Genomic DNA, 25,885 nt, shown 5'->3' on the forward strand with positions numbered 1-25,885 from the left:
AGATGGTTTATGATATTACTTATTGCATAGGCATCATCGGGATAGCCTTTGTTGTACCGTTTTCGTTTTTGATTTTTTCAGGCTCAGGCTTTTTAACTGCGGCGCCAAAAATCGCTGCCAGCTTCTTTTCTATATTACCATTCCCGGTATCATCAAAACCAATTTCTTTCATTAAAATTTTCCCTTCGGGAGAAATCAGATAAGTGGTAGGCACACCGGTGACTGCGAATCCGCCACCTGCTATATTGATATTGTCCAACGACTGCAGCCAGGGATTGTTTTCTTCAGCTACGGCCTTCAGCCAGTCTGCCTTGCTTTTATCGATGGAAATACTGTAGATAATAAAGTCCTGGTCTTTGTACTGCTGATACACCTCTCTCATATGAGGGAAGGATTTGCGGCAGGGCGCGCACCAGCTGGCCCAGAAGTCGATCAGGACGTATTTTCCTTTCAGGCTGCTGAAAGCGATGACTTTACCATCGGGGCCTGGCAGGGAAAAATCCTTTACCTGCCTGCCGATAGCGGAGTTACGGATACCTTCGGTAAACTGATGAAATTCCTTTGCGGGCGTTGTTGTTTTCATCTCTTTGGACAATGCAGCGTATAGCCGTTCCTGTTGTTCCACCGAAGCGATCTGGCGGGCATCACTCAGACTGTATACCGATGCATAGGAATTGGGATGTTCTTTCACCAGCTTCTCCAGTATTGGCAGCAGATGCTGTTGTTGCAGTTCATGCTGTTTTTTCTCAAAGGCCTCGTACTGCGGATCATTCTCCTGCAGCCATGGTTTACCGAAAGCCTGTTGCAGGCCGGTACTGATCTTTTTCCAGGCAGTGGACTTGTCCTGCTCATAAGCCCGCAGCAGTTCCGTTGCCTCAGAACCTTTTACGACAGAAGCATTCATGCCTTTACTGATATCGCTGGTGACGGTGTAGGTGACCGGTTTGTCCATCAGGATGCCGAAAGGCACATACATCTGGCGTTCGGCCTGTACATATTCTGGCAGCAGCATCAGAAATACCGGTTCGCTGAAGGGTATTCTGAAAGAATAGTGCCCGTTGACGATGGCGGCAGAGTCCTTGTAGGTGCGGGAATAGAGGTATATTTTATGATGTCCTTTCAGGTCGCCGCTGATATCTCCCTGCAGGATGATTTCCTTACTATTCTGTGCCTGGCTGCAGAGGGCCAGTAAGGCGGCAGAGAGGGTGGTAATGGTTTTCTTCATCTGTTTATCGTTTATGCTTTTACGTTATTTGGTATATCCCGGGTTTTGTACAATGAGTCCGCCGGTGATATCAATTTCCCGCTGAGGAATGGGCATAGCATAGCGGTCTGCGGGCAACTGGGGATTAGGCTGTTTGCCGCTGCGAATGGCATCAAAACGGGCAAACCCTTCAAATGCCAGCTCCCGGCTGCGTTCCAGCAATATGCGATCTATCAGCGCCTGTTTACTACTGAAGTCTGCTATGGTGTATACTTTGGGTACCGGATTTTTCGTGTAGGCGCGGCCGTATACTTTATTCAGCAGGTCTACAGAGGTAACGTTCACGCCGTTGGTCTGAACCAGGGCTTCGGCGGCGGTCAGCATGACTTCCGGCAGGCGGATCATATTGACATTATCCATGAGCTTAGGGTCAGTGAATTTGCGCATCTGTTTGGTGGTGGTAAACAAATCTGTAAGCCTTTCGTCCTGTGCTTCGTACCGGGCCAGGAAGTCGGGCAACGGCTGATAATAGCCATAAGCATAGTAGATACCATGGCTGCCATAGCTGGTAGCATTAAAGCTCTCCGGGAAGGCAAAAACGATTTCGGTACTAAGCGGATATTTGCCGGTGCCGGTGGCATGGTCGGGCCAGAGCTGTACAAAAGACGGCTGCAGGGCATACCCTTGTGCAGACAACACTGTATTAGCATAAGCAGCCGCTTTGGCATAGTCCTGCATATAAAGTGATACACGGGCTGCAAGAGCCGCAGCAGCTCCTTTGGTGGCACGGCCGGCCTGATCTGTAGGATCGGTACGTTTTTCCGGCAACACAGCTATGGACTCATCCAGGTCTTTTAATATCTGCGTATATACTTCTCCGTTAGTATTCCTGGCTTTATTCTGAGAACCATCATAACCATCAAAGGACTGTAGCATCAGTGGAATGCCCTTATTGTTCATCTTACCCTGCAACGCACCATCGCCGTACATCTGCAACAGTATCAGGTGACAGAAAGCCCTTATAAATCTGGCTTCGGCAATAAACCGCTGCTGAAGACCGGCATCAAACGTAGCATACCGGGAGAGCTGTGTAATGATCACATTGGCCTGATTAATGGTCATGTATGGTTTTCTCCAGAGGTCATCGTAGTTTTTGTCGCGGGGATCTACATTGCCTTTTACAACGGCCTGGTCAAAAGAGCTGACCACATTGCCGGTGACATCTGCAAACAGGTACATGTTTCCGCCACAGGCGTCCATCATGCGCAGGTAGGTGTCTGCCAGAAAACTTTCGGTGGTTTGTTTATTTTTTAAAAGGTCAGCTTCCACCATGGTACCTTCCGGCTTCAGGTCGAGTTGTTTGTTGCAAGCCACGAGTACGACCAGCAGCAACAGGCTGTATATGTAAGACGAATATCTTTTCATACGATCATTTTAAAAAGATGCTTTAATACCTACTCTCCAGGTGCGTGGCGAAGGCAGTGTCAGTTCATCATATCCCATACTCAGCGCGGAAGAGCCATAGGCGCTCACTTCCGGATCAAGGCCGGAGTAGCTGGTCAGTATCAGCAGATTGTTACCTTCTACAAATACCCGCAACGATTTCACGGTTTGCAGATGTTTCAGCAGGCTGGTAAAATTATAGGCCAGCGAGAGGCTTCTTAGTTTGATAAACGAAGCATCTTCCAGGAAGCGGGATGACTGGCGGCTGAGCGTATAATCATAGGAGCTGCCAAAGCCAGCTGCGGCTGCATTGGATTTATTGATCAGCGCCGGCACATCTGTTGCCTGTCCGGGATATTGCCAGTAGTTCAGGAGCTCCGGGGAAAGGTTATATACATTGTTGGCGGTATAAGAACTACCCAGGTAACTGTACTGTGCTGCTTTGGCGCCATTGATGATTTTATTTCCTGCGGAAAATGAAAGGAAACAATTGAGCTCAAGGGCTTTGTAGGTGAGCGTATTACCCAGGCCGCCGAATACCACGGGCATGGCGTCGCCCATATATTCGCGGTGTACATAGGGAGCGCCCGAATACTGTTGTTGTATCGGCACTTCGGAGCTTTTACCGGTATTATCGATCCAGAGCGGCTGTCCGTTGGCCGGATTGATACCGCCCCAGTTGTACAGGTAATAAGCAGTGGCAGAGTGCCCTACGCGCCAGAAGCGGCTACCATCGATTTCGTTCTGATTGGCCAGCTGGTCTTCATCAATCTTGTGCAGTCGTATGATTTTATTCCGGTTGCCGGAGATGTTGAAGTTGGTGGTCCAGCTGAAAGCCTTACGCTGAATGTTCTGGCTGCTGATGCTGAATTCAATACCGTTGTTGCTGAGATCGGCCAGGTTCTGCTTCTGCATGGAGAAGCCCATAAAATAAGGCAGAACAGAACTGAGGATGGCGTTGGAGGTTTGTCTTCTGTAATAATCCAATGTAACGGTGATACGTCCATTGAGCATACTCAGGTCCATGCCTGCGTTCCAGGTGGTAGTACGTTCCCATTGCAGGTTGGGATTAGACGGTTGTTTGACACCGATAGCACCTACACTGCCGTAAGAGGCGCCGTATACATCTACTACATACTGGCCCTGGTTGCCATAGTAGCCGTTGCCGCCATCACTACCGGTGAAGCCTACACTACCGCGTATTTTGAGTTGTTCAATCAGTTTATTGCCTTTCAGGAAAGATTCTTCACTGGGCACCCATCCCAGCGCAAAAGAAGGAAAACCTACATAGCGGTGGTTGGCAGAGAAACGGGAAGAGCCATCCATACGGTAGGTGACACCTACCAGGTACCGATGCTGATATTCATAGTTCAATCTTCCCAGGAAAGACACCTGTGCCCATTGTTGCTCCAGGGAGCTGACCACTCTTTTATTTTTCGCGGTGGTGATGCTCAGCATTTCATTGTTGAGGAAACCATCTCCTATTACGGCAGTAGCGTCTTCTACGGATTTCTCAAAACTCTGTCCCAGCATGGCACTCACAGCATGACCGCCATCAAATGCCTTGTTGATATCGATGCGGTTGTTGCTGACCCATTTGCGGAGCTGCTGTTGTGTTTCGGAAGCGTTGCCTCCGGGCGTTTTGGGACGGTCAATCACCCGGCTGTAGGCGCGGGAGTTGATCCAGTCCACTCCTACATCGGAGTGCAGGCTAAGCCAGGAGAGCAGTTTCAGATCGGCAAACACATTACCCAGCACACGGTTGTCGGTAGTATAGTTTCTGCCGGTGGTGGCCTGTGCAACCGGGTTGGAGATATCTTCCGGGCCTGTAGGGTTTTTACCATAAAGCCAGTTGAAGTTGCCAGCACTATCGCGGACAGGGATATTGGGCGCCTTCTGGATAGAACCGCGGTATATCTCCTGCGCGTTGAGGGAGTTGTTGGTAGCCTGGTTCAAAGACATGCTGACGCCTACTTTCAGCTTGCGGGTCATCTGGTTGTCGAAGTTGACGCGGCCCTGGTAGCGGGTGAAGTCGTTGTTGATGATATAGGCCTGTTGTTTGTCGTAGCCGAGGCTCACGTAATAGTTGCTTTTCTCCGTACCGCCGCTGAGCGATACGTTGGCATCAGCGCCGGTAGCGTCCCGCAGCACTTCATGTAACCAGTCTGTGTTAACGCCTTTCGGGAATGTATAGTTCAGCGGCCGGTAGTAAGGATTGCCAGCTTTGCCGATAGAGTCTTTCAGAGCAAACAGGTGATTGTAAAAATCTGCATACTGGTCGCCGGTCATGATGGAAGGCAGTTTGCGGGGAGAGCTGATAGAAGTGCCCAACTGTACATCTACTCTTGCACTACCTCTTTTCCCTTTTTTAGTGGTGATGAGAATCACGCCTCCGGAACCGCGGGAGCCGTAGATAGCAGTAGAATAGGCATCTTTCAGCACTTCGATGGATTCGATATCATCCGGATTGAGTGTTGCCAGGGGATTCTTTTCAAATGTAGCAGGCTGGCGGTATTCATTAACTACCTGATTGCCCCCGAATGAAAAACCCTGCGTACCATTTTTATTATAATCGACCGTATTAAGATTGGGATCAATACCATAAATGGGTACTCCATCGATAACGATCAACGGCGTGTTGCCGTTAGCGTTAAGGGTGCTGATACCACGAATGGTGATGTTGCTGGCGGCGCCAGGCACGCCACTGGAGGGAGCAATGTATACGCCGGGCAGTTTACCAACCATAGCTTCATCTACCGAAAGGGGCATTTGTCCGGGTAGTTCACTGGCTTTGAAAGTAGTTACGGAACCCAGGAGGCTGCGGCGTTCCTGTACACCATAACCAATTACCACCGCTTCTGTAAGATGGGACGGTTTTACAGTCATCATCACCGGAACAGCAGCCACCACACTGGGCATCACTTTGATGGCTGGTTTTATCTCTTCCTGATAACCGATAAAAGAATATTGCAGGGAATAATTTCCTGGAGGCAAGATAAGTTCATACTCTCCATCAGGGTTGGAAACAGCATAATATCTGGCGCCGGCTACACGAACGGTCACACCGGGCACAGGGTTGTTGGAGTTTGCGTCTATGATACGGCCACGGATTCTGCCGGCAGGTTCTGTTGGAACAGCAGCCATAGTAGTGGGCCTGACGATCAGGTATACGCCGTTTTTTGTTTCGATTTTAAGTCCTGTTTGTTTCAGCAGTGCGGCTAAAACCTTGTCCAGTGACTCGTTGACAAAGTTAAGTTTGTTGATGTGATAACGCATCAGATCCTGGTTGTCGTATCCGAAAGACAGATGGTAGCTGCGTTCCAGCTTTTTAATACAGGCTGCCAGGTTTTCATTTTCAAAGACAGCGGTGATGCTGACAGGCTGTGACGACTGACTATATACATATGGAGACAGGAAGCTGATATTTCCCAGTGTGAGCACCGCGAACAGAATGCCTCCTCTCACTAACCTACGTATATACGTTAGCGAAAGCGAATTTTGCATATATTTGGTTGATTTTAGTGTTTACTAAATGCATACAAGCATTTGTATGATCTTAACCGTGTCTGCTGCAACAGACGCGGTTTTTTCTTTTACGAATGGACATAGTTGTCCCAGGGGATGAAGGCACTGTTTTCATCCCTGCATTATAGTTGGTGCATCCTCCTTATGCTGTATTAGTTTTTACGGTGAACTGTTATTTCATTATCCTTCATATCATATTGTATAGGATGTATGCTGCTGATAATATCCAACACCTGTCTTACGGACAGCTGTTTGCTGCATCGCAGCGTGTATTCGTACTGCTTCATCTCCGACGGATTAAATCGTATATGCACGCCGTATTGGTTTTCCAGCGTAAGCGCTACTTCCGCAAAGCCTGCCTGCGACAGGCTGATCATGCCGCTGGCCCATTCGTTGATCTGGTCGTTGTCAACTTTCGACTTCATATATTGTTGTGCAGAACGGCTGTAAGTCAGCTGGTCGTTGGCACTCAGTACATCCAGTCCGGTGTGGTGATGTAATACTTTCACCATGCCTGTTTTCACGGTCACCTGTGTTTCATCGAGCATGCTGTAGGCTTTTACATCGAAAGAAGTCCCCAGCACCTGTACATTCAGCTCCTGTGTATGTACTTCAAACGGGCGATGTGCATCCTGTTGTATCTCAAAAAAGCCTTCTCCTTCCAGTTCCACGGTCCTGATCTCACCAAAGACCTTCGGATATTTCAGTCTTGCGCCGGCGTTGAGCCATACGCGCGAACTGTCTGACAGCACGATCTGTTGCTGCTGGCCGGGCCCTGCCTCTGCTATCAGCAGCGTATGTGTTTCCCGGTAGTTATGCCAGGCCCAGACACCCGTAGCCATCACCAGGGCCAGCACGGCAGCTGCGGCCCACCATCTTTTATATAAAGGCACCACACTACCTGTTGAAGGCATCTGCACTTCATCCAGCTGTTCATGAATATGCTGTAACATATCCGATTGCAGCTGCAACTGGTGGGCATCGTCACGAAACACTGCTCCAGCCTGCAAATCCTGGGATTGATACCATTCATGCAGCCATTCCAGTTCTTGTGGAGTACAGGTTCCGGTTTCGAGCCGTGTGATGATCTGAGCTATTTTATCCTGATCGCGCACGTTTTAACCGTTTTCTATTATTATGACACCGCTCAAAAGCGATGGTACCAGATGCTTAAAAAAAAATTTTGAGAAGGATTATTTGAAACGCGCGAGGGCATCTTTCAGCCGTTTTAGTGCAGTACTGACCTGGTTTTTCACGGTTTGCTGGGAAACGCCCAGCTGGTCGGCCATTTCGCGGACGCTCAGTTGTTCCTGCCGGCTCAGGATATAAATTTCACGCATCTTCTCCGGCATAGCATTGATCGTTTGCTGAATGATCTGCTGAATTTCTGCCAGCACAAGGCGGTCATCTGCCCGGGAAAAAACAGCGGGAGGAACAGCAGCAAAGAGGTCCAGATGTTTCTGGTAATTGTGATTACTACGGAGATGATTAAGGATACGATATTTGAGCGCTACATGCAGATACGGTCCCAGCGGGCCCTGGATCTGTAGCTCCCGGCGCTTATTCCATAAAGAAACGAAAACTTCCTGCAGACAATCTTTGGCATCTGCATCCTGCTGTAATCTGGCATATGCTGCTATATAAAGCTGTTCCCAATATCTGCGGTACAGTTCATCAAAAGCGGCCTTATCATTATATGCCTGCATACGCTCCAACAACGCTGTATCCGGCAACTGCTTCAAACACAAAAGGTTTAAGCATAAAAATAAAAAAAAGCCTTTCACAAATGCAAGTACAGGAGGTAAAATATTCCCCACCTCAGCATAATACCCTATTTTTATACTGCCAATAGAACGGAAACATGAACGATCACAACACCCATCTATCCGCATTCCCCGCCGATCTGGCCCACCTGCTGGCTGGCATGCAACGCGATCAGATCGATATCGGCCTCTCCACCGCCAGCGTACATCGCTATTTCAGCGACCGCAGCGTCTTCTATCTAAAAATACAACCCGCCGGAAACGGACTGCTGCAGGAATATGAAGTGATGACCTGGCTGCAGGATAAACTACCTGTGCCGCCCATCCTCTATTTCGGCTCCCATCAGCAAACAGAATACCTGCTCACCGCCGCCATAGAAGGAGAAATGCTGTGTTCTCCCTCCTACCTCGACAATCCGGAGCTGACCGTCAAACTGCTGGCCGATGGCATCAAACTGCTGTCTGCTGTACCTACCAGCAACTGCCCATTCCATCATCACCTGGATAAAAAGCTGAGGGCCGCTGCCTATAATGTTCAACACCAGCTGGTAGATACCACCGACTGGGAAAACAATAACCGCTTCGCTACACCACAAGCACTACTCGACTATCTCATCGCACATCAGCCTGCTGCCTATACACCAACATTTACCCATGGCGACTACTGTCTCCCCAATATCTTCGGGAAACAAGGCCGGGTAAGCGGTTTCATAGATATCGGCGGCGCCGGTATTGCAGATATTTATCAGGATATAGCGCTATGCGTTCGTTCTTTAAATCACAACTTTGGCAGCGATGATTATGCAGCGCTCTTTTTTGAGATGTTGAATATGCAGCCGGATAAGGAGAGGATTGAGTATTATATTTTGCTGGATGAGTTGTTTTGATGTGTTCACCATACATACTATAAATAGAAACAGGCCGTCTTTTCAGAAGCGGCCTGTTTCTATTTGATACATTAAGAATTATTGTCCCCACTGCTCTTTTACCACCTTACATTGTGCTTTTGATATCCAGACATCCACAGTCCCTCCGTATGCAGGTTTTGCAGGATACTTCCGAATAATAAAAAAAGAATCCGTTTCAGTCACATCTACTATAAAGGGTTTTCCTGTTTCATTGTATCGCGTAAACAAAGCGATGCTCTGCTTTTTGAGTGAATCTATCTGACATCCCTTTTCCGTATAGTTAAACCTACGCGCATGTTTCGCCTGCCGGGCAGCGGCACAGGCAGTAAACATAACTATCAGCAGGATACAAATGTTTTTTTGCATGGCATTGTTTTTTTAATATTCCTGATGTCTGAGAGGCATACAATCCACTACTTCATTAGAGGAAATGGAGGATAAAAACCTTTATAGCTCTCAAAGATGATGGCGGTATCACTGAGTGTCAATGGCAACTCCTCTACTATCTCCCTGACGCAATGAACGAATGATTTTAATGATTCAGGCGCCATATCTCCATAAACATACACTTGTTTGTTGTTGAGGTCCGGTAATACTATTTTATAAGAACACAAATCGGATCGGTTATCCTCTTCATAAATACTGTCATAGCTTAGAAAGGGTGTTCTGTCATAGGCGCTATCCAACTTTAACAAGTCCTGATCTTTTAATTGAGATCAAAAAAGGGTTGAAACAAACCTTCCCTTTCTGAACATAACTTCTCCTGTAATGTCAATTATAACCGAAAATTTTTTGCTCCAGCCATTGTCGTAGGTGATATCCAATTTATGGAATGATGCAGTTGTTTTTTTGTATTTACAACTGATCAACAAGATGCCAATCAAGAAAATTAATACCTTTTTCATAGAGACAATACAAAGCTAATAAACGCTGACAAATCAGTAAGCGTTCTGTAATTCACTTACGATTAACTGTGGAGAATCGACTGCATAACGAAACAAAATAGAATCACCAACTTTCAACTGTTTGGGATTTGTATCCCAACCTGTGCTCTGTGAATAGGTGTTAACTCCTATTTTATATTGGATATGTACACTGTGCCCCTTATATGATTTCAGGTCTGTTATAATTCCGGTACCGTATTCAAAGTTTGCATTTATATGAGCCAATTCTGACTCCCGTTCTTCCTTACTTATACGTGCATCATACATCAATCCGAGAACACCTAGCAAAATTATTCCGACAACGGCCAGTGTACAGGTAATTATTTTTTTCCAGTTATTGGTATTAGCAGGAAGTACTTGTTTTCCCTTCGTTTTCAAATTACTACTCTTAACTTTTTTCATACTACTATATTGCCATTTTTGATCAATCATTTGGAGGAAAGAGCAAAGCTTTTAAATTATCTACTACTTTCCCCTGAACAGCATTTCTGAATACAGTGGCATTTTCACTTCTGGAATAATTCGCAGCAGCAGATGAAACAGCAGCCATACCGGAAGCCCTATCAAATGCAGATTTAGCTGTCGATTTTCTAGCCCCGAGCTCTGCTGCTTTAGGATTGGAAAAATCAGTACCACCATTCGTTATCCTATTTAGCTTATTGGTGGCGGTTCTTAGTTTAGTAAAGGCTTTAGCTTCTGACTCCGCATAATGTTCTTCAATTTTGGTAAGTGTTTTGGTCACTCCCCCTCCAATAGCATCGAAGGTCTTACCTGCCACGTAATCCATACCTCCATCAAACGCTGCTTCTCCTAATGATTTAGATCCGTTATAAACAGTTTTAATACCATCCTTCCTGGAATAATCGAGGGTAGCTTTGGCCACTATTCCAATTATCTCTGAAGCCACCACAACAGCTGTACCTACGCCACTTCCCTTTATTGCACCTTTACCAGCTTCAACTGCCACATCAGCCCAGTCTACTTCATCTAAGGATTTGCCTGAGAGCATCTGACTACTAGCCTCAATGACACCTCCCGTTATTCCTCCAATAATTGCACCAACAATACAACTTGGACATTTTCCATCCGGATCATTCATCTTCACCGGATCATTTTTAGCAAAATGATATGGCGAAAATCTCTCCTGTTCCCCTTTTTCAATTAATGGATCTACTTGTATAAACCTACCTATCTGCTGGTCATAAGTCCTTGCATTAAAATCATACAACTCAAGCCCGGAGCCATCACTAAATTCCTTGCTCTGCAGCTCATTACCGTTATATTTCAACCTATTCTCCATGTAGTTAGTCCCCTTCAGCGCATTGGAAGATATCCCTGCCATCGTCAACCCAAACGGATAATAATGTGTCTCTTCCAACACCGGACCGGATGCCTGCGTAACCACGACATTATCAAAGAACACATCCTGCTGTGATTCATTACTGGTATATACATACAGGAAGCCATTTTTCGTTATTGGCATTTTGTCTGTACTGAGGGTTTGCAATTGATCAGCTTCACCGTTCACCTGTTTAACACCACTGTTCTGTTCCACTAATTTAAACTGATCATCAAACAATACAAAATTGAGATACGCTTTAGGTTTGCCTTGCGGCTGATCCGGATTCTTCTTTTTCAGCTGCTGGTAATTATTGTTATAGAAGTTTGTATTGAATGGCGTTCCGTTATTTCCTACTTCAAAACCATGCTGACCGCTACGTTCCATTTGTCCCCCGAAAGCCTGTACCAATCCGACAACCATATCTTCCGTAGAGAGTGGTGCGTTTTGGGTAATGGGGACCTGAGATTTATAGAAGGCACGGGCATTTACCTGAATGGTATCTCCAACCATCACGCGCAACACCAGTGACGGGCCTATTTTATTTCCACCTGGAATGGCATTTAACTTCGCAACAGCGGCATTTTTGCTATCCACCTCATCAATAGGATAGCCTGCAGGTTTGGGTACCCGGGTTTCATTTATATTGCTGAACAATGAAGTCTCAACAGCGGCACGGCTATTCTCCATGGTGGCGGCATACATGGTAAAATCGGTCTGCTCAGTGAGAACCATGCGTATATTACCCAGATGGTCTTTAACGAAATAATCATATTTGTAATCAAGTGGCACTCCCTGTTTGATGATTGTACGGATACGTCCCTCTTCGTGACTGATAATACGCAGCGTATCATTTATATATTGAAATCCACCAGTATAATCAGTAACCGTAATTTTCCCTGGTCCGGTTTGATCAACCACTTTCTTTCTTAGTTTCTTCCCAGCAGCATCATAGGTGTAGGTGATGTATCCCTTTCCTGTAACGACGATACTGTCGGGGAGGTTCAGGTGATTATAGTGAATGTCCAGCTGTTTATTTTGATCAAGGATCTGATTACCGTTAACGTCATATTGATAATCCGACGATTCATCATTTTGTTTCTCCCGAAAATCACCCAGTTGAGTAAAGGCATTATTTTGTTTATCAGTAACAAAAGATAACTTGTTGCTATTAGAAAGATAGCCATATTTCAAACTATCAATAAGCTTGATAGTACCGCCCTCCATTCCTTTCTGGCTCATAGACAGGATATTTCCGTTGGCGTCATAAGTCAGATTGCTCACAGAGAAATCCATTTTTGATTTTGTCCAGGAAGCACTTCCTTCCAGTTGATTAAAATCCGCTGCGGTGACACGATTTGACCGGTCATACAGATAACCATATGCCCGTGCAATTCCATCTGACCGGCTTTTCCATTTTGCTCCTGCAATATTGCCATTATATTGCTTGCCGGTAAATCCATAATCATAGCTGAGCTCCTGACCAAACCAGTTACTGTTAACCTGGCCGGCAACGAACTTTCTGTTGATACCCCTCAGCCAGCCACGGATATTGTATTCATATTCCAGTGTTTCCAATTGACCGGAAGTACCAGTTATACCCAGCCGCTTTGTTTTCAGCTGCCCCAGTTCATCATACGTATTTGCAGCAATCGTACGTTGTAGCGCAGGATTATCATTAATACGCTTGGTTACTTCATCCAGTCGCCCAGCATGATCATAATGCATCATGGTCAATACTTTGGTTTCAGGAGTTATGCTACTCTGTTTATTCCGATGATGAAGATGAGTACTTAGTACCTTTCCGCTGAAGTCGTACATGGTGGTGGCTACATCCTGCCCTCCGCTCACATTGTCAGTGATAGTCTGTACCAGCCGGTTGTCATCATCGTAATAATTGGTGGTAGTAAGCCAGGTATCTGTACCTAAAACACGTATGCGCGTTCCTGTTATCATTCCCTCAACAAGGGAAGTGGTTTTAATGGGTTGAGCATAAAGATTGTTCCCTACCTGCGGTTTACTGAAATCCTCTGTCACTACTGCTTTCAAACCATCATAGGAATAATGGTCATAGTAGGTAAAAGTAAGTGGTGTTAAAGATGCTGATGGTATGTTTGGCAATGGATTGGTAACTGGCAGATAAATACTTCCATTTGTCAAGGATGGATTGATACGGAAATCAAGGTCGTCTCCATTACCAGAGTCAAATTCGGGTTCGAGGGTGATGCTCTCTCTGGCTTCATAGAGTTTCCGGTCATTTACCTTTACCGTAAGGTGAGCTATACCGGGGAAATCATATTGTATACTGCCTATACCAGTGGCGGCATTCATCATCTGCTGTAGCACAGGCCGCGTATAAGTATTTGTATCAGCTGTATACAAAGCTGTTTCCACCGCACGATTCAGCCCATCGTAAAAAGACAACAGCCATTGACTTTTGTTTTTCATATTTCCGTCACGTGTGAGTACCAATCGATCACGGATATCGTATACCATTTCTACAGGAGCAGCGCCGGGTACTTTTTTCACAATCATCCGGTTGCGCTCATCATACTGATACTGAAAACAAAGCTCAGCTGCTACGGGTGCGAGGTTCCAGTTTCCATTAATTGCCTGTGCAGCCAGCGGAGGTATCACAAACCTCAGATTACCTGAGTCATCATAAACATAATAAGTGCTGAGCCAATCATTGTCTAACTGAACTTCCTTCAGTATCAGACGCTTGTCTTTATCCGTAAAAGTGATAACTGTCTGCCCTTGTTCATCGTAAGCAATATTTTTATACAGCTGTCCGGCTTCGTATATACCCGGACTAACCGGTATAACCGGACCATCCACTATCTTCCAGATACGGATGGCATCTTCCGTGGTATTGGCATCATAGTCCTGTGTAGTTGGGTGGCTACCTCCTCTTTTGCCCCAGCTATTACCCGGACTATAGGTCTTAAATACACGGTTCAGGGGTGATGCTTCAAAATCAATTTCACTGTAATAAATAGTTTCACCTGCTGCTCCCGGGTTCAGTGTTTCATTCTGATAAAAGGCCTGTTGTTCGCTGAATGGGTCCAGTTTGAATTTACCATCACTAGTATTACCCTTTTGTGGTACAAAAGGCAGATATTTAATCCTTTCACGTCCGATGTTATCATATACAAACATCGATACGATATCTTTTCCGCTGGCGCTCATCTGCTTGTTGACCGTTTGCAACGGACGGCCGACAGCATCAAAATATTGGGTGGTTAATTTCACTTCTCCTGCCGTACGCCCTGCATTTGTTACATCTGCAACACTTATCAGAGGCATGGAAGGTTCCCAGCTACAGATATAGTTCCGGAGGGTGCTGTCATAAGTACGTTCCGGTGACTGCGGGGTAACAACCGGCTGTCTGTCAGTTGTTACAGGCACATTTTGACTGAACGCAACCTCACAGATACAAAATATAGGGATAACAAGTTTTATTATCAGCTTAACTGACTTTCTGAATTTCATATTGTATAGTATGCTACAAATGTTAGTCGAATAAGGGTTTGCTATTATACCGGGTTACTTCGCCAGACAATCGGTGGACTGCCCATAGTAATTATAGCAAAGCATTTTCAGTATTCTGTTGTCTGCATCGCGTACAATCTGCAATCTACCCAGTTTATCATAGGAATATTTTCTGAGAATATTAACAGGAGAGTTCTCGGACGTTATGCCTACCAGTGGAAGATAACTGTAAGTGCTCAGTGCGGCCCCTTTAGGGTATATGGTAATATCATCAATAGGTTCTGTAGTACGCAGTGTCGGACTATCGCTTGTTAAAGTCTGAACAACTTTTTGCCAGCTGCCGCCACTATATTTCCAATAAGACAGCAGGTACTCCTTACTATCAGGTCTTATAAAATTAACGGATAAAGTGCCCCTGAAAGACTTACTCCCCTGATGCGATACATCTGTGGCTACTCCCGGTAATACACTGTTTTCAAATCCTTCATAGTATATTTCACTGGCTTCTGCATTATCTGCCTTCATTACCGGGTAAGCATCGCCATAGCCCCATACGAAAGAAGAGGTAAAGTTACTGCCTGCACTCATGGCCCTGATATTACCCAAAGGATCATATGACTTATATATAACAGCAGGATACATTGGCTTACCCAGATTGGAAGTGAAAACAGTATCCGGCTTTATAATAAGGCCATTATTATACCAGTCCTTATAGCTGACAGTTGTTTTGCTCCTTTGTATTCCGTTGACTACATTTTCTTCTTCTACCACAGGCAAGATGATATTCCGATCGATCATTTTCTGATAGATCCCCTTAGGATCCTGACCAGTCCACACCTTATTGATGGGGTATTTCAGATCGGTAAAAGCAGTTTCATTTCTGCTATTGGCCCATTCTTCCCTTGAAATCATCTGATTGGAAGTATTATAGGAATATTTTGTAGTAGTGGTTACGCCATCTTTCATCAGTGTTTTGCTAGCCAGGGTTACCCATGGAGAAATAACATCGTAATAGCTATATCCAAATTCATAAACCCTGTTGTCTTTCCGTTCTGCGTCAGTATATGTCCTGGCACAGCAGGTTTTCAGAGAGTCGCCCAAGCGCACTACCTTGAGATATCTTGAAGTGACCAGATTATCATCATTCGTGTTGTCATTGAGATTGTATTTATTCACCTCCTGCTCTATCAACTTTTCCTTACCTGCTGGTGTGATGGCAAAAATATCTTTCTGTAGAAGCAGGCCTCTTGCATAACTACGATCTATCAGCGGAAACTGAAGCCCCCATCCACCTGCCTCAAAACTATTATAACTACCATCCATATTGGGATAGTTGTATCCATTCTCTGCCTTACTGAAATAATAATCTGTTTTTCCGGTATTGTTACCATAGTCCACTACTTTTTCCGTCACTTTTTCATAACCTACATACCCACCACCAGTCATGCCCAATACTGTTACTGGCATAGAACTGAACGTACCTACCCTTACCTGGGAAAAACTACATGCCTGCTGTCCATTTCCATCAAACACAGGCCCACAGGCCAATGCACGTCTACTGATTGAATAATTATTGGGAGTACTGATCAACACCCCGGATGACACTTCCTGCATTTTATTATCTACCAGGGCGGATTTCGTATAGGTGTACTGCTTCCTGGTAGCTACTTTATAATCCTGACCGAATGTGGTCATTTCCCTTATTCTGATACCACCAGCGGTATTGTATTGTGCCTGAGATTCAGTGGTTGGCGGATAGTATTTCATATATTCATAAGTAGCTGAGATCTGCGGCATCCTCGGAAATATGGGACACCCACCACCAAATCTTTTGAGACAGACAATCTCAAGTACAAATTTTATTTTTCCATCCGGAAAACTCAGAAAATTCCCTTCCGAATTATAACTAAGATTCTCCGTGCCATCGCTGTTATATGTTGGGTTACTGATCAATTTATGATCATGGGCATTCCATTCATAGAAAACACTTTCTGTTCCGTCATTTTTTATTGAATAGATAATAAATCTGGGAAGCCAGGCATCTTCTGGCTCCACCCCCCTCATGTAGTTGGTTACACTTATGGTAAGTCTGCATTTTCCTTCCACCCGATCCCTGGAGTTAATAGTATGCTCAACATGACGAGTATCTGAGGCTATAAATGAGACTCCGCTGGAAAAAGCTCCTGGAGCAGTGTAACCGGGTATCTGTTTAGGCGGCTCCGCTGTACGGTCATAACGGTTTACCTCATAATCAAAGGTAGTATACCCACCAGTCGGATACTTTATACTCGTCAAGCTCCCGGCAACTGCACCGCTGGAAGCTATTCTATCAGCTTTTGCCAACGGAAATGAATTTCTATATTTACTCATCGCCGGATGATTCTCGATCAGATTGGTATTACTGGCTCCATTATAGTAGCCCCATTTATCCTGTGCGTCAGAGAACCGGTCAGGCATTAAAAATCTGTTATACTCAAATGAATAATAATCCTGGACGACTTCCGGTGATGGATGCTGCACAATACTCAACAGGTAAGGTCTATTAAGATTATTGTCATATTTAAACTCATACTTTTTTATAATGTCCTGCTGATTATTTCGTACAACAATACTATCCAGTAATACGCCTGAAATATCCTTTCTTCTTGTATCCGCGTGAAAATCGATTTTTCCGTCTTTCCAGGTGATTGTTCTGAGTTTTGTTTTACCACTGATCGCATTTGTGGCAGCCCCCGGGGAGGTAGTACCAAAATATCCGAATCCGGCATTTTCCAGCATCGTTGTTGTGAGATAATCATTAGGAACATATTCCGGCAGCACCAGTGCCTGCGTTCCTTTTACACTGTAATACTCACTTTTGTTTTCATAGGTAAAGACAATGCTGTCCTGTTTGTTGGGGGATATGATCTTATTCAGATACCATCCATTTACTGCTGTCCTGCGTACCATTTTATCATCATCCTGATAGGTATTTTGCTCCCAGGCACCATTCAGTCCCAGAAAATAGGTAACACCATTATCATCTACAATCTCCCAATAACGCTCATTGACATTTCCCCAATAATAACGGGGATAATGAATCACTTTCAGATTGCTGACTGGCATGGATTTCATAGATCCATCCTTATCTACAAAGAACTTACCCGACTTCCCGGCGAAGTTAAAGAAGTACCAATCCGGCTCAGTGTCATAAGGGGCTGTACCTGTCTGACTGGCATTGCTCAAAATCTGATAGTCTTTCGGCTGTCTGGCATCAAATACTTTCGGCAGATTATCCAATTCCGTTCTTGTACTCATATATCCATTCATGTCATCATCAGGGATACCTTGTACAGTACGGGTGATCATTCCGCCGGCTTCCAATGCCCAGCCTGTTCCCACCCAGGAGGCCACATCTTCGACTTTAACTCCGGAAGCATGATACGACAACCGAACAGGCAGTGACAGATCACGTTGTGAAATAGTGTAAAACGGAACATCCACATTAGTGGTACCGGTATGCAAGCTCACCGGCCAATCTCCATAACGTCCAAGTGCTGAGGCTTCCGGTGAGGAAGGGATCACATTAACAGGTTCCTTCAATGAAGGTCGTTGTCCCTGGGCCCAAACAGATAAGTTTCCAAACAATATACAGCAATGCAGCAGTACTCCAAATATTCTTTTCATAGCAAGAGAAGGCCGGTCTGCATATAGGTTTGCAGCGGCTGACACAGCATGGTTCTTTAAAAAAGTAACTTTTATTTTTTCACAAAAAATAGCTTGTACTATCTTTTGGCAGCGCAAAATACTTCCTTTTTTTCACCCTACCAAAACACTGTGGATCATTAAGTTACACTTCCATTATATAGCTTAGTGTAGTCAGTAACGTTATCCCTTAATAAATCATCATCCAGCTATTCGTCACAAAAACATAGGTTTATTAAAGAACAAAAGGATTTAATGTTATTCATAACATTAAATCCTTTTGTTATAGCAGGTTTGTTTCTCCTGGCTTTACTTACTATACGCGGCCACTTCTTCTGCCGACAGCCCGAACATAGGTGGGGTTTTCACATCAATCATATTGAGGTAAATGTATAACTGCGCCCGGTGATGGATTTCATGTTCCACCATGGCACGCATCCATTTCCAGACAGGCATGGTAGCGTTGCCGGGAGTGGTACATTTACGTTGCAGGTCTTCATCGCTGAGTGCGCGGAAGATGGTCATCGACTCTTCATGCAGACGGTCGAAGTATTCCATGACAGGGCCGTAGCCGTCTGCCAGGTCTTTACCGCAGCCGCGGTAGATGCTAAGCCGGCCGGCTATTGTTTCGGCAAACATATATCTTTCAATAGCGGCGATATGCCGTATTTCATCACCGATGGTGAACTTGCTGGGCTTATAGGCCCAGTCCAGCGAATCGGGTGGTACAACGGCCAGTAATCTTTTGGTACGCTCCCTGATTTTGTCGTAATAGGGCAGAAATGTACTGATGGTGGTTATTTCCATGGTTAACGTGTAATTTGGTTAACGTTTATTAATTCTCATCATGGTCACCAGTGCGGTAGCCACGTGGGTTTCGCGGTCTCCGGTGCGGGTGTATACGTCTGTTTGAACAATGGTCAGGGTGGCACCAGCCTTTACTACTTTGCCCTGACCTACCAGCAGGTCACCCTGGGCCTGATTAAGAAAATTGATTTTGAATTCAACGGTTACGAAATAAGGGTCTTCTACCGGTACGGTGGCGGCACTGTAACCGGCCACCACGTCGGTCACGCCGGCGATGGCACTGCCATGAAAAATACCAGAAGGCCGCAGGAGGATATCACTGGGCGGCATGCTGATTTCAAAAAATCCTTTGCCAATACCGGTGATGGAGGCACCATACAGGGCCATCATCTTTTGCCGGCCAAAGCTGTCTCTTACCCTTTGTTCTATTTCCGGTTTCAGTGGTTCTATCGTATGCATAGGAGTTAAATTACAGACCGTTGGAATCAGTAGACAATACTTCACTCATGTAATCAAAGAAAGGGCGCATAGCTGCGAAGGTTTTACCAGCCTCTTTCCTGAATTGTTCGCTCAGCACTTCTTCATCGGAAAAGCGTCTGATCAGCAGGAACTGCTTATAGCGCAGGAGATCAGCCCCTTCATGCTGTGCATCATAACCACGGGGTACTTTCTTCAGTTGTTCCCCTTGTAAAGAGCCGAAGATGTTTACAAACGATTTACTGTTGATGATCTTCCGCAATGGGGCCGGGTCAAAGGCAATGTCTTCGCGGATCTTTTTGAGATCATCGGCTACAGGTCCCCAGAAGCCACCTCCGATAAAGGTGTTGCCGGGCTCTATCTGGAAGTAGTATCCTCCCCTGCGGTACTGGGTGGCTCTCTTAAAGCCGCCGCTCCAGTGGGTTTTATAAGGTGTTTTATCTGAAGAAAACCGGGTATCGCGGTATATTCTGAAGAGGCTATTTTTTCCGGAAGGCGTTTCAATCACATCATGGGAAGAAAGGTCTGCCAGCAAAGCATCCGCGAACGCCTCCACTTGTTTCAGCTCATGAAGGTAGGTGTCTTTATTAGCGTTGAACCATTCTCTGTTATTGTGCTTTTTTAAGGCATTCAGGAAGTCAAAACCTGACTGATGGATAAGAGCCCCTCCCCTGGTGTTTTTTGCCATTGCGTTAATTTTTCAAGGATGAAATTGGTGCAGGCAAATATACCGATTGTAAGGTTACAGTTTAACCAATCGTGAAGTCTCCATAAATTCTTGCACTATTCACAAAAAAAACCCAAATTTGACCTGCCAGGCCAATCATTCTTCAAATACGTGCTGGATTTGCTTTATTGGCTGACTTTATGAATATGTGGGATTATAAAGCACTCAGTGACGCCGAATTACTTCTTTTACTGAAGGAAGGACAGGAACATGCCTTTAACGAGGTATATACCCGCTATTTCGGGTTGCTTTTTCGTTATGCCTACAATATTCTGAATGATGAAGAAGAATGCAGTGATGTGATCCAGGAAATATTTGTTTGGATATGGGAGAACAGGGAACAACTGGATATCACCACGCTGAAAGGCTATCTGATGGCTGCCGTACGGTACCGGCTGGCCAGGACCATACAAACCTCACAACGGCGTGCTGCCATCCTATCTACCAATATCCCCCGTCACACCTTCACCCTCATTGATGATGATATTGATGTTAAAGCATTACGGAAGGTGATCAACGAATTTACAGCCACTCTGCCCGAACGGGCCAGGGAGATCTTCCAGCTCAGCAGGATGCAGCATTTCAGCAATAAGGAAATCGCTATCCGTTTGGGCATCTCCGAAAAAACAGTGGAGAACCAGATCACCATCGCCCTCAAAAAATTAAAATCAGACCTGGGCAAAAAAATGCTCACCCTCTTTTTTTTCTAATTTTTTTTCTCCTCGTTTGGGGGGTACCCCTTTTTGATGTCTCTTAATATACAACAGGGAGATAACAGGCCTTTTTTTATGGACAAAGAACGCTTAGCCGATATCATAGATCGTATCACCAGCAATACAGCCACAGACGAAGATCTGGCGGCATATAACGCCTGGTGCGACGCCATGCAGGAACAGGAACCGGAGATCAATAACCTCGCCGGCCTGGAATCCCGGACATGGAAAAAAATCCGGCAGCAGACAGGCCTTGCTCCCAAACCCAAGGTAGTGGGCTGGCGCATCGCTGCAGCGGCCCTGCTCACCGGTGTAATCGCCGGCAGCGTGCTCCTGTTCAGACATTCCGGAGATAAACAAGCTTTACCTGCAGCATCAACTGTTGCCGCTATGCCACACGATATTCCCTCCGGGAAAAATACTGCCACTCTCACATTGGCCAATGGCAAAAAAATACTACTGGCCGACGTACAACAAGGGAAACTGGCGGCGCAGACCGGATCAGAAATCTCCAAAACAGCCGATGGCACACTGGAATACCGGCCTGTATCAGCCGGAACAGCTGCCACTCCTCAATACAATACCCTGAGCACAGCCAGGGGAGAACAATACCAGATCACGCTGCCCGATGGCACACGGGTGTGGCTAAACGCTTCTACCACGCTAACCTTCCCCACCTCCTTTGCCGGCATGAACACCCGCCAGGTAGAAGTCAACGGGGAAGCCTACTTTGAAGTACCCGGCGATCCGGCACATCCCTTTGTAGTGCTTACCAACCGGCAGCGTATCAAAGTACTGGGTACCCATTTTAATGTCAACAACTACCCGGATGAACCTTTTGCCAAAACCACCCTGCTGGAAGGCGCCATTAAAATAAACGATCAGAAAGTACTGCAACCCGGACAGCAAGCAATCAGCAGCGCCAACGGAGCACTCAACATAACAAAGGTTTCCACGGAAGGCATCGTAGCCTGGAAGAACGGCTACTTTGAATTCAACGATGAAAACATTTATGAGGTGATGCGTAAAATAGCACGCTGGTACGATGTAGAAGTGATTTATGAAGGCAACATTCCCACCAATGGAATGGAAGGAACTATTTCCCGCTTCGAAAATGTATCTAAAGTATTACACACCATACAACAGGCAGGTCTGTTAAAATTCAGGATAGAACAAAAGAAGATATATGTAAGCCAATATTGATATTACAACAGTGACCATTTATTATCAGTGAACAACTATTTATCAGTGAACTATTAAATCCGCGTATTATGAACTAAACAGTCATCATTTTCCCCTTACCAAAGAAAAACGTGAAAGTGAGGAAGCACTTCCACGTTACTTGTAAGGCTTCAATCAAAGTCGAGTATCTAATTAAAACCAAAGCCAGTAAAGGTATGAAATTACACCTTCTTTACAAAGGAGGCAGGGCAAACTATTGCCGGTCTTCAAAAATCATGGTTGTCATGCGAATCACCACCACGCTAATGCTTACCGCTTTTATCAGTTTGTGTGCTGCCGCCAGCGCTCAAAAGGTCACACTCTCTGAAAAAAATGCTTCACTCGCAACTGTCCTCCGCCAACTTAGAAATCAGACGGGATACAATTTCTTTTATGTAAAAGATCACCTCAACGCGGCCAATCCCGTGAATGTTTCACTGGTGAATGCTCCGCTGAATGAGGCATTAAAAGACATCTTTGAAGGTCAGCCGCTCACTTACCAGATCGAAGGAAAAGAAATCACGATCAGGAGAAAGAGTACACCAGTGGTAACTGCCACCCTGGCTACCGTACACGGAAAAATAATTGATGAAGAAGGTGTTCCCCTGCCTTTTGTCAGCGTAGCGATCAAAGGCTCGCAAAAAGGCGCCATCTCCAATGTAGACGGTGCGTTTACCCTGGACCTCAACAAAGGCGACATCATTACCGTTCGCTCAGTAGGTTTTGACTCACAGGAAATCGTCTACAACGGCCAGGCTACCATCGAAATCCGGATGAAGAAATCCACCAACAGCCTGACTGACGTAGTCGTAATCGGCTACGGCGCAGTAAAACAAAAGAACTTAACCGGTGCGGTGACCACCGTTAAAGGCAAAGACCTTAACATCAGCGCATCTTCCTCTTTTCAATCGGCCTTACAGGGTAAAGCCTCCGGCGTACAGGTAGTGCAGCCTACCGGTCAGCCTGGAGCAGGTGTTAAAGTACAGATCAGAAGTAACCCTTCCTTTGCCGATGCAGGTGTACTGTATGTAGTAGACGGTGTGCCTATCAGCGGCGCTCCCGTACAGCCCGGAACCGGCACCAAATACGGCGATGGAGGTGCAGATCAGTCACCGCTCAACTTTATCAATCCTAATGATATCGCTTCTATCGAATTCCTGAAGGATGCCAGCGCCGCCTCCATTTACGGTGCCAGAGCTGGTGCCGGCGTGGTGCTCATCACCACCAAAAAAGGAAATTCCGGTAAACCTAAAGTGGAATATACCGGCAGCTATGGCGCACAGAACGTGGATAAAATGTATCCAGTATATGGCGCAGCAGATTACATGCAGCAACGCAATCTGCTGAAAGAAGAAATGTGGTACCGCGACAATAAGATAGCACCCTACTATGGTAACACCGATGCTTCTACCGTTACACCTTACAAACCGATCTATTCCCAGTCTCAGATAGATTCAGCCTATAACAACAAGGAAAAAGCGACAGACGCCATTACCCGTGCAGGCTACACGCAGCAGCATAATCTCTCCTTTTCCGGTGGTAACGGCAAAACTACCTACTATGCTTCCGGCAACTACTTCGATCAGAAAGGGGTGATCGTTGGCACCGACTTTAAACGCTACAACGGCCGGCTGAGCCTCGACCAGGTTATATCTGACAAAATTAAAATAGGCGCCAGCATTATTGTTTCCAATTCTACCTCCAACAACGCCATTACCAAAGGTGTGCTGGAAAACGGCGGTATCATTACCTCCGCTATCTACTGGGCACCGGTACAGCCATTACAGTTGCCCGATGGCAGCTACCCTGTAAGTCCTTATTATCCTAACATCCCTAATCCTTTGTCTTACGCCACTGTTACAGACCAGACCGTAGCCAACCGTGTACTGAGCAGCGCCTATGGCGAATGGACCATTATTCCCGGACTGAAGGCCAACGCACGTTTCAGCTATGATAACTCCAACTCCAAAAGATCTACTTACCTGCCCCGCACTTTCTACTATGGCGCTCAGGTAAACGGATCTGCCAGCATTGCCCAGTCAGAAGCTAAATCCAGCCTGCTGGAATATACCCTTGCCTATAACAAAACATTATCCGACAGACACAGCATCAGCGCTGTAGCTGGCTACAGCTACCAGAAATCAGGCTGGGAACGTTTCAATGCTGCCAACCAGGGCTTCCTCTCCGATGTGTCCAGCTATTATGACCTCGGCGCCGGTCAGGCTATCAAACCCTCTGTAGGTTCCAATAAGTCAGAAACTATATGGGCTTCCTACTTCGCCAGAGCTATCTACACATTCAAAGGTAACGTCACTTTACAGGCGTCTATCCGTCGTGATGGCTCCTCTGTTTTCGCTGACAACAAAAAATGGGGTTACTTCCCCGGCGTATCTGCCGGCTGGGTTCTCTCCGATGAACCGTTTATGCGTTCACTCAATGCCCTCTCCTTCCTGAAACTGAGAGCTGGCTACGGTGAAACCGGCAACAGTAACTTCGGTGAAGCTGCCGCCAAATTGTACAACACTTCCCAAAGTCCTTATTTCGGTTCCGGCAACCTTAACTCTGGTCTGGTACTGGCACGCGATGCCAACCCTAATCTGACCTGGGAAACCGCTGGTGAACTGAATACCGGTATTGACTTCGGTTTGTTTAACAACCGGATCACCGGTTCAGTAGACTACTACAATAAAACCATCCGTAATCTCATCTATTACGTGAAATACCCTACCGGTTTTGTGATCGATGGTGTATATCGTAATGCCGGCAAAACCAGATCTACTGGTTATGAGATCAGCCTGCAAACCAGAAACATCGTATCTGACAAAGGTTTCACTTGGTCTACCTCCCTCAATTTCTCCCACTACCTCAACTATTGGGTAGAACGTTCTCCGGAGGCCAGAAGTGTACTCAAACCATACGAAATAGCTACTGGTAAAGGCGCCCTGTTCAACCCTATCTTTGGTTATATCTCCAACGGTATCTATAAAGGCGATAAAGGCTCCGCACCGGCACAGATGCCAGGCATGCTACCCGGAGGTCTTATCCTGGAAGACAGACATGGTTATGATGGCAACGGCAACCTCGTTGGCCCCGATGGCACCATCACAGAGGCCGACAGGACTTACCTGGGCAACAAGGATCCTCGTTTTAACTTCGGTATCGGTAACCAGTTCTCCTATAAAAACTTCGACCTGAGCATTTTCTTCTCAGGAATGGTACAGAAAAAATGGTCTCCTTATCTCTCCGGCAGGATTACAGAAAATACCATGAATGCCTTTGGTTTTAATGCCATGCCGGTATCTTCCGATCGCTGGAACATCAAAAACACAAACGGAAACTTCCCTACATCCCTGACAGACGGCTCCTACTCCCAGTTCCAGAATGAAGCCAGCTACTGGTTATCCAACGCATCATTCCTGCGCTGCCGCAACATCACCCTGGGTTATGCCCTGCCAGGCAAAGTGCTGGAAAAACAAAAACTGTTTTCTGCAGTCCGTTTCTCATTCGATGTACAGAATCCATTTACCATCACCAAATACCCCGGACTTGATCCAGAGCTGGATCCGGACAACTTCTATCCGCTCGTAAAAAGTTATGTATTTGGCATCAATGTATCCTTCTAATCAATTAACCGGAGA

Annotated in this window: 17 protein-coding genes; 4 read left to right on the top strand and 13 right to left on the bottom strand. The window is 45.8% G+C overall.

Going from position 1 to position 25,885, the window contains the following annotated elements:
• Positions 1-19: 19 nt before the first annotated feature.
• From DF182_RS00910 to DF182_RS00930, 5 genes are all read right to left on the bottom strand, one after another.
• A complete protein-coding gene (locus tag DF182_RS00910; protein ID WP_113613814.1) occupies positions 20-1,225 on the bottom strand; it encodes a TlpA disulfide reductase family protein in 1,206 nt (401 codons plus the stop codon).
• A 24-nt stretch (positions 1,226-1,249) separates the two neighbouring features.
• On the bottom strand, positions 1,250-2,629 hold the full coding sequence (locus tag DF182_RS00915; RefSeq protein WP_113613815.1) for a RagB/SusD family nutrient uptake outer membrane protein: 1,380 nt from the start codon (positions 2,627-2,629) through the stop codon (positions 1,250-1,252).
• Between the two features lie 9 nt (positions 2,630-2,638).
• Entirely contained in the window at positions 2,639-6,151 is a 3,513-nt protein-coding gene (locus tag DF182_RS00920; RefSeq protein WP_113613816.1) for a SusC/RagA family TonB-linked outer membrane protein, read from the bottom strand.
• 173 nt (positions 6,152-6,324) lie between these two features.
• Positions 6,325-7,287, bottom strand: coding sequence for a FecR family protein (locus DF182_RS00925; RefSeq protein WP_113613817.1), 963 nt, complete (start codon positions 7,285-7,287; stop codon positions 6,325-6,327).
• 78 nt (positions 7,288-7,365) lie between these two features.
• Positions 7,366-7,914, bottom strand: a complete 549-nt coding sequence (locus DF182_RS00930; RefSeq protein ID WP_161964015.1) for an RNA polymerase sigma factor — start codon at positions 7,912-7,914, stop codon at positions 7,366-7,368.
• Between the two features lie 119 nt (positions 7,915-8,033).
• Here DF182_RS00930 and DF182_RS00935 point away from each other — a divergent pair, with 119 nt between their 5' ends.
• Positions 8,034-8,822 (top strand): APH(3') family aminoglycoside O-phosphotransferase, encoded by a 789-nt coding sequence (locus DF182_RS00935; RefSeq protein ID WP_113613819.1) that lies wholly within the window; start codon positions 8,034-8,036, stop codon positions 8,820-8,822.
• A 78-nt stretch (positions 8,823-8,900) separates the two neighbouring features.
• Here DF182_RS00935 and DF182_RS00940 read toward each other — a convergent pair whose 3' ends face one another.
• From DF182_RS00940 to DF182_RS00975, 8 genes are all read right to left on the bottom strand, one after another.
• Positions 8,901-9,209, bottom strand: a complete 309-nt coding sequence (locus DF182_RS00940) for a hypothetical protein (protein ID WP_113613820.1) — start codon at positions 9,207-9,209, stop codon at positions 8,901-8,903.
• Positions 9,210-9,256: 47 nt separating this feature from the next.
• Positions 9,257-9,538, bottom strand: coding sequence for a hypothetical protein (locus tag DF182_RS00945; RefSeq protein ID WP_113613821.1), 282 nt, complete (start codon positions 9,536-9,538; stop codon positions 9,257-9,259).
• A gap of 243 nt (positions 9,539-9,781) precedes the next feature.
• Positions 9,782-10,189 (bottom strand): hypothetical protein, encoded by a 408-nt coding sequence (locus DF182_RS00950; RefSeq protein ID WP_147243305.1) that lies wholly within the window; start codon positions 10,187-10,189, stop codon positions 9,782-9,784.
• Between the two features lie 22 nt (positions 10,190-10,211).
• Entirely contained in the window at positions 10,212-14,534 is a 4,323-nt protein-coding gene (locus tag DF182_RS00955) for a DUF6443 domain-containing protein (protein ID WP_161964016.1), read from the bottom strand.
• 138 nt (positions 14,535-14,672) lie between these two features.
• Positions 14,673-18,284, bottom strand: coding sequence for a hypothetical protein (locus tag DF182_RS00960; protein WP_147243306.1), 3,612 nt, complete (start codon positions 18,282-18,284; stop codon positions 14,673-14,675).
• Between the two features lie 327 nt (positions 18,285-18,611).
• On the bottom strand, positions 18,612-19,109 hold the full coding sequence (locus DF182_RS00965; RefSeq protein ID WP_113613825.1) for a DinB family protein: 498 nt from the start codon (positions 19,107-19,109) through the stop codon (positions 18,612-18,614).
• Positions 19,110-19,127: 18 nt separating this feature from the next.
• The gene (locus DF182_RS00970) at positions 19,128-19,568 is read right to left on the bottom strand and encodes a PaaI family thioesterase (RefSeq protein WP_113613826.1); all 441 of its coding nucleotides are present in this window, start codon (positions 19,566-19,568) and stop codon (positions 19,128-19,130) included.
• 10 nt (positions 19,569-19,578) lie between these two features.
• On the bottom strand, positions 19,579-20,274 hold the full coding sequence (locus DF182_RS00975) for a DUF2461 domain-containing protein (RefSeq protein WP_113613827.1): 696 nt from the start codon (positions 20,272-20,274) through the stop codon (positions 19,579-19,581).
• 179 nt (positions 20,275-20,453) lie between these two features.
• Between DF182_RS00975 and DF182_RS00980 the strand changes: the two genes are divergently transcribed.
• From DF182_RS00980 to DF182_RS00990, 3 genes are all read left to right on the top strand, one after another.
• A complete protein-coding gene (locus tag DF182_RS00980; RefSeq protein ID WP_113613828.1) occupies positions 20,454-21,023 on the top strand; it encodes an RNA polymerase sigma-70 factor in 570 nt (189 codons plus the stop codon).
• Between the two features lie 78 nt (positions 21,024-21,101).
• A complete protein-coding gene (locus DF182_RS00985; RefSeq protein ID WP_161964017.1) occupies positions 21,102-22,229 on the top strand; it encodes a FecR family protein in 1,128 nt (375 codons plus the stop codon).
• Positions 22,230-22,492: 263 nt separating this feature from the next.
• The gene (locus DF182_RS00990) at positions 22,493-25,870 is read left to right on the top strand and encodes a TonB-dependent receptor (protein WP_161964018.1); all 3,378 of its coding nucleotides are present in this window, start codon (positions 22,493-22,495) and stop codon (positions 25,868-25,870) included.
• The last annotated feature ends 15 nt before the right edge of the window (positions 25,871-25,885 follow it).

The sequence above is a fragment of the Chitinophaga flava genome, from assembly GCF_003308995.1.
GTDB classification, from domain to species: Bacteria; Bacteroidota; Bacteroidia; order Chitinophagales; family Chitinophagaceae; genus Chitinophaga; species Chitinophaga flava.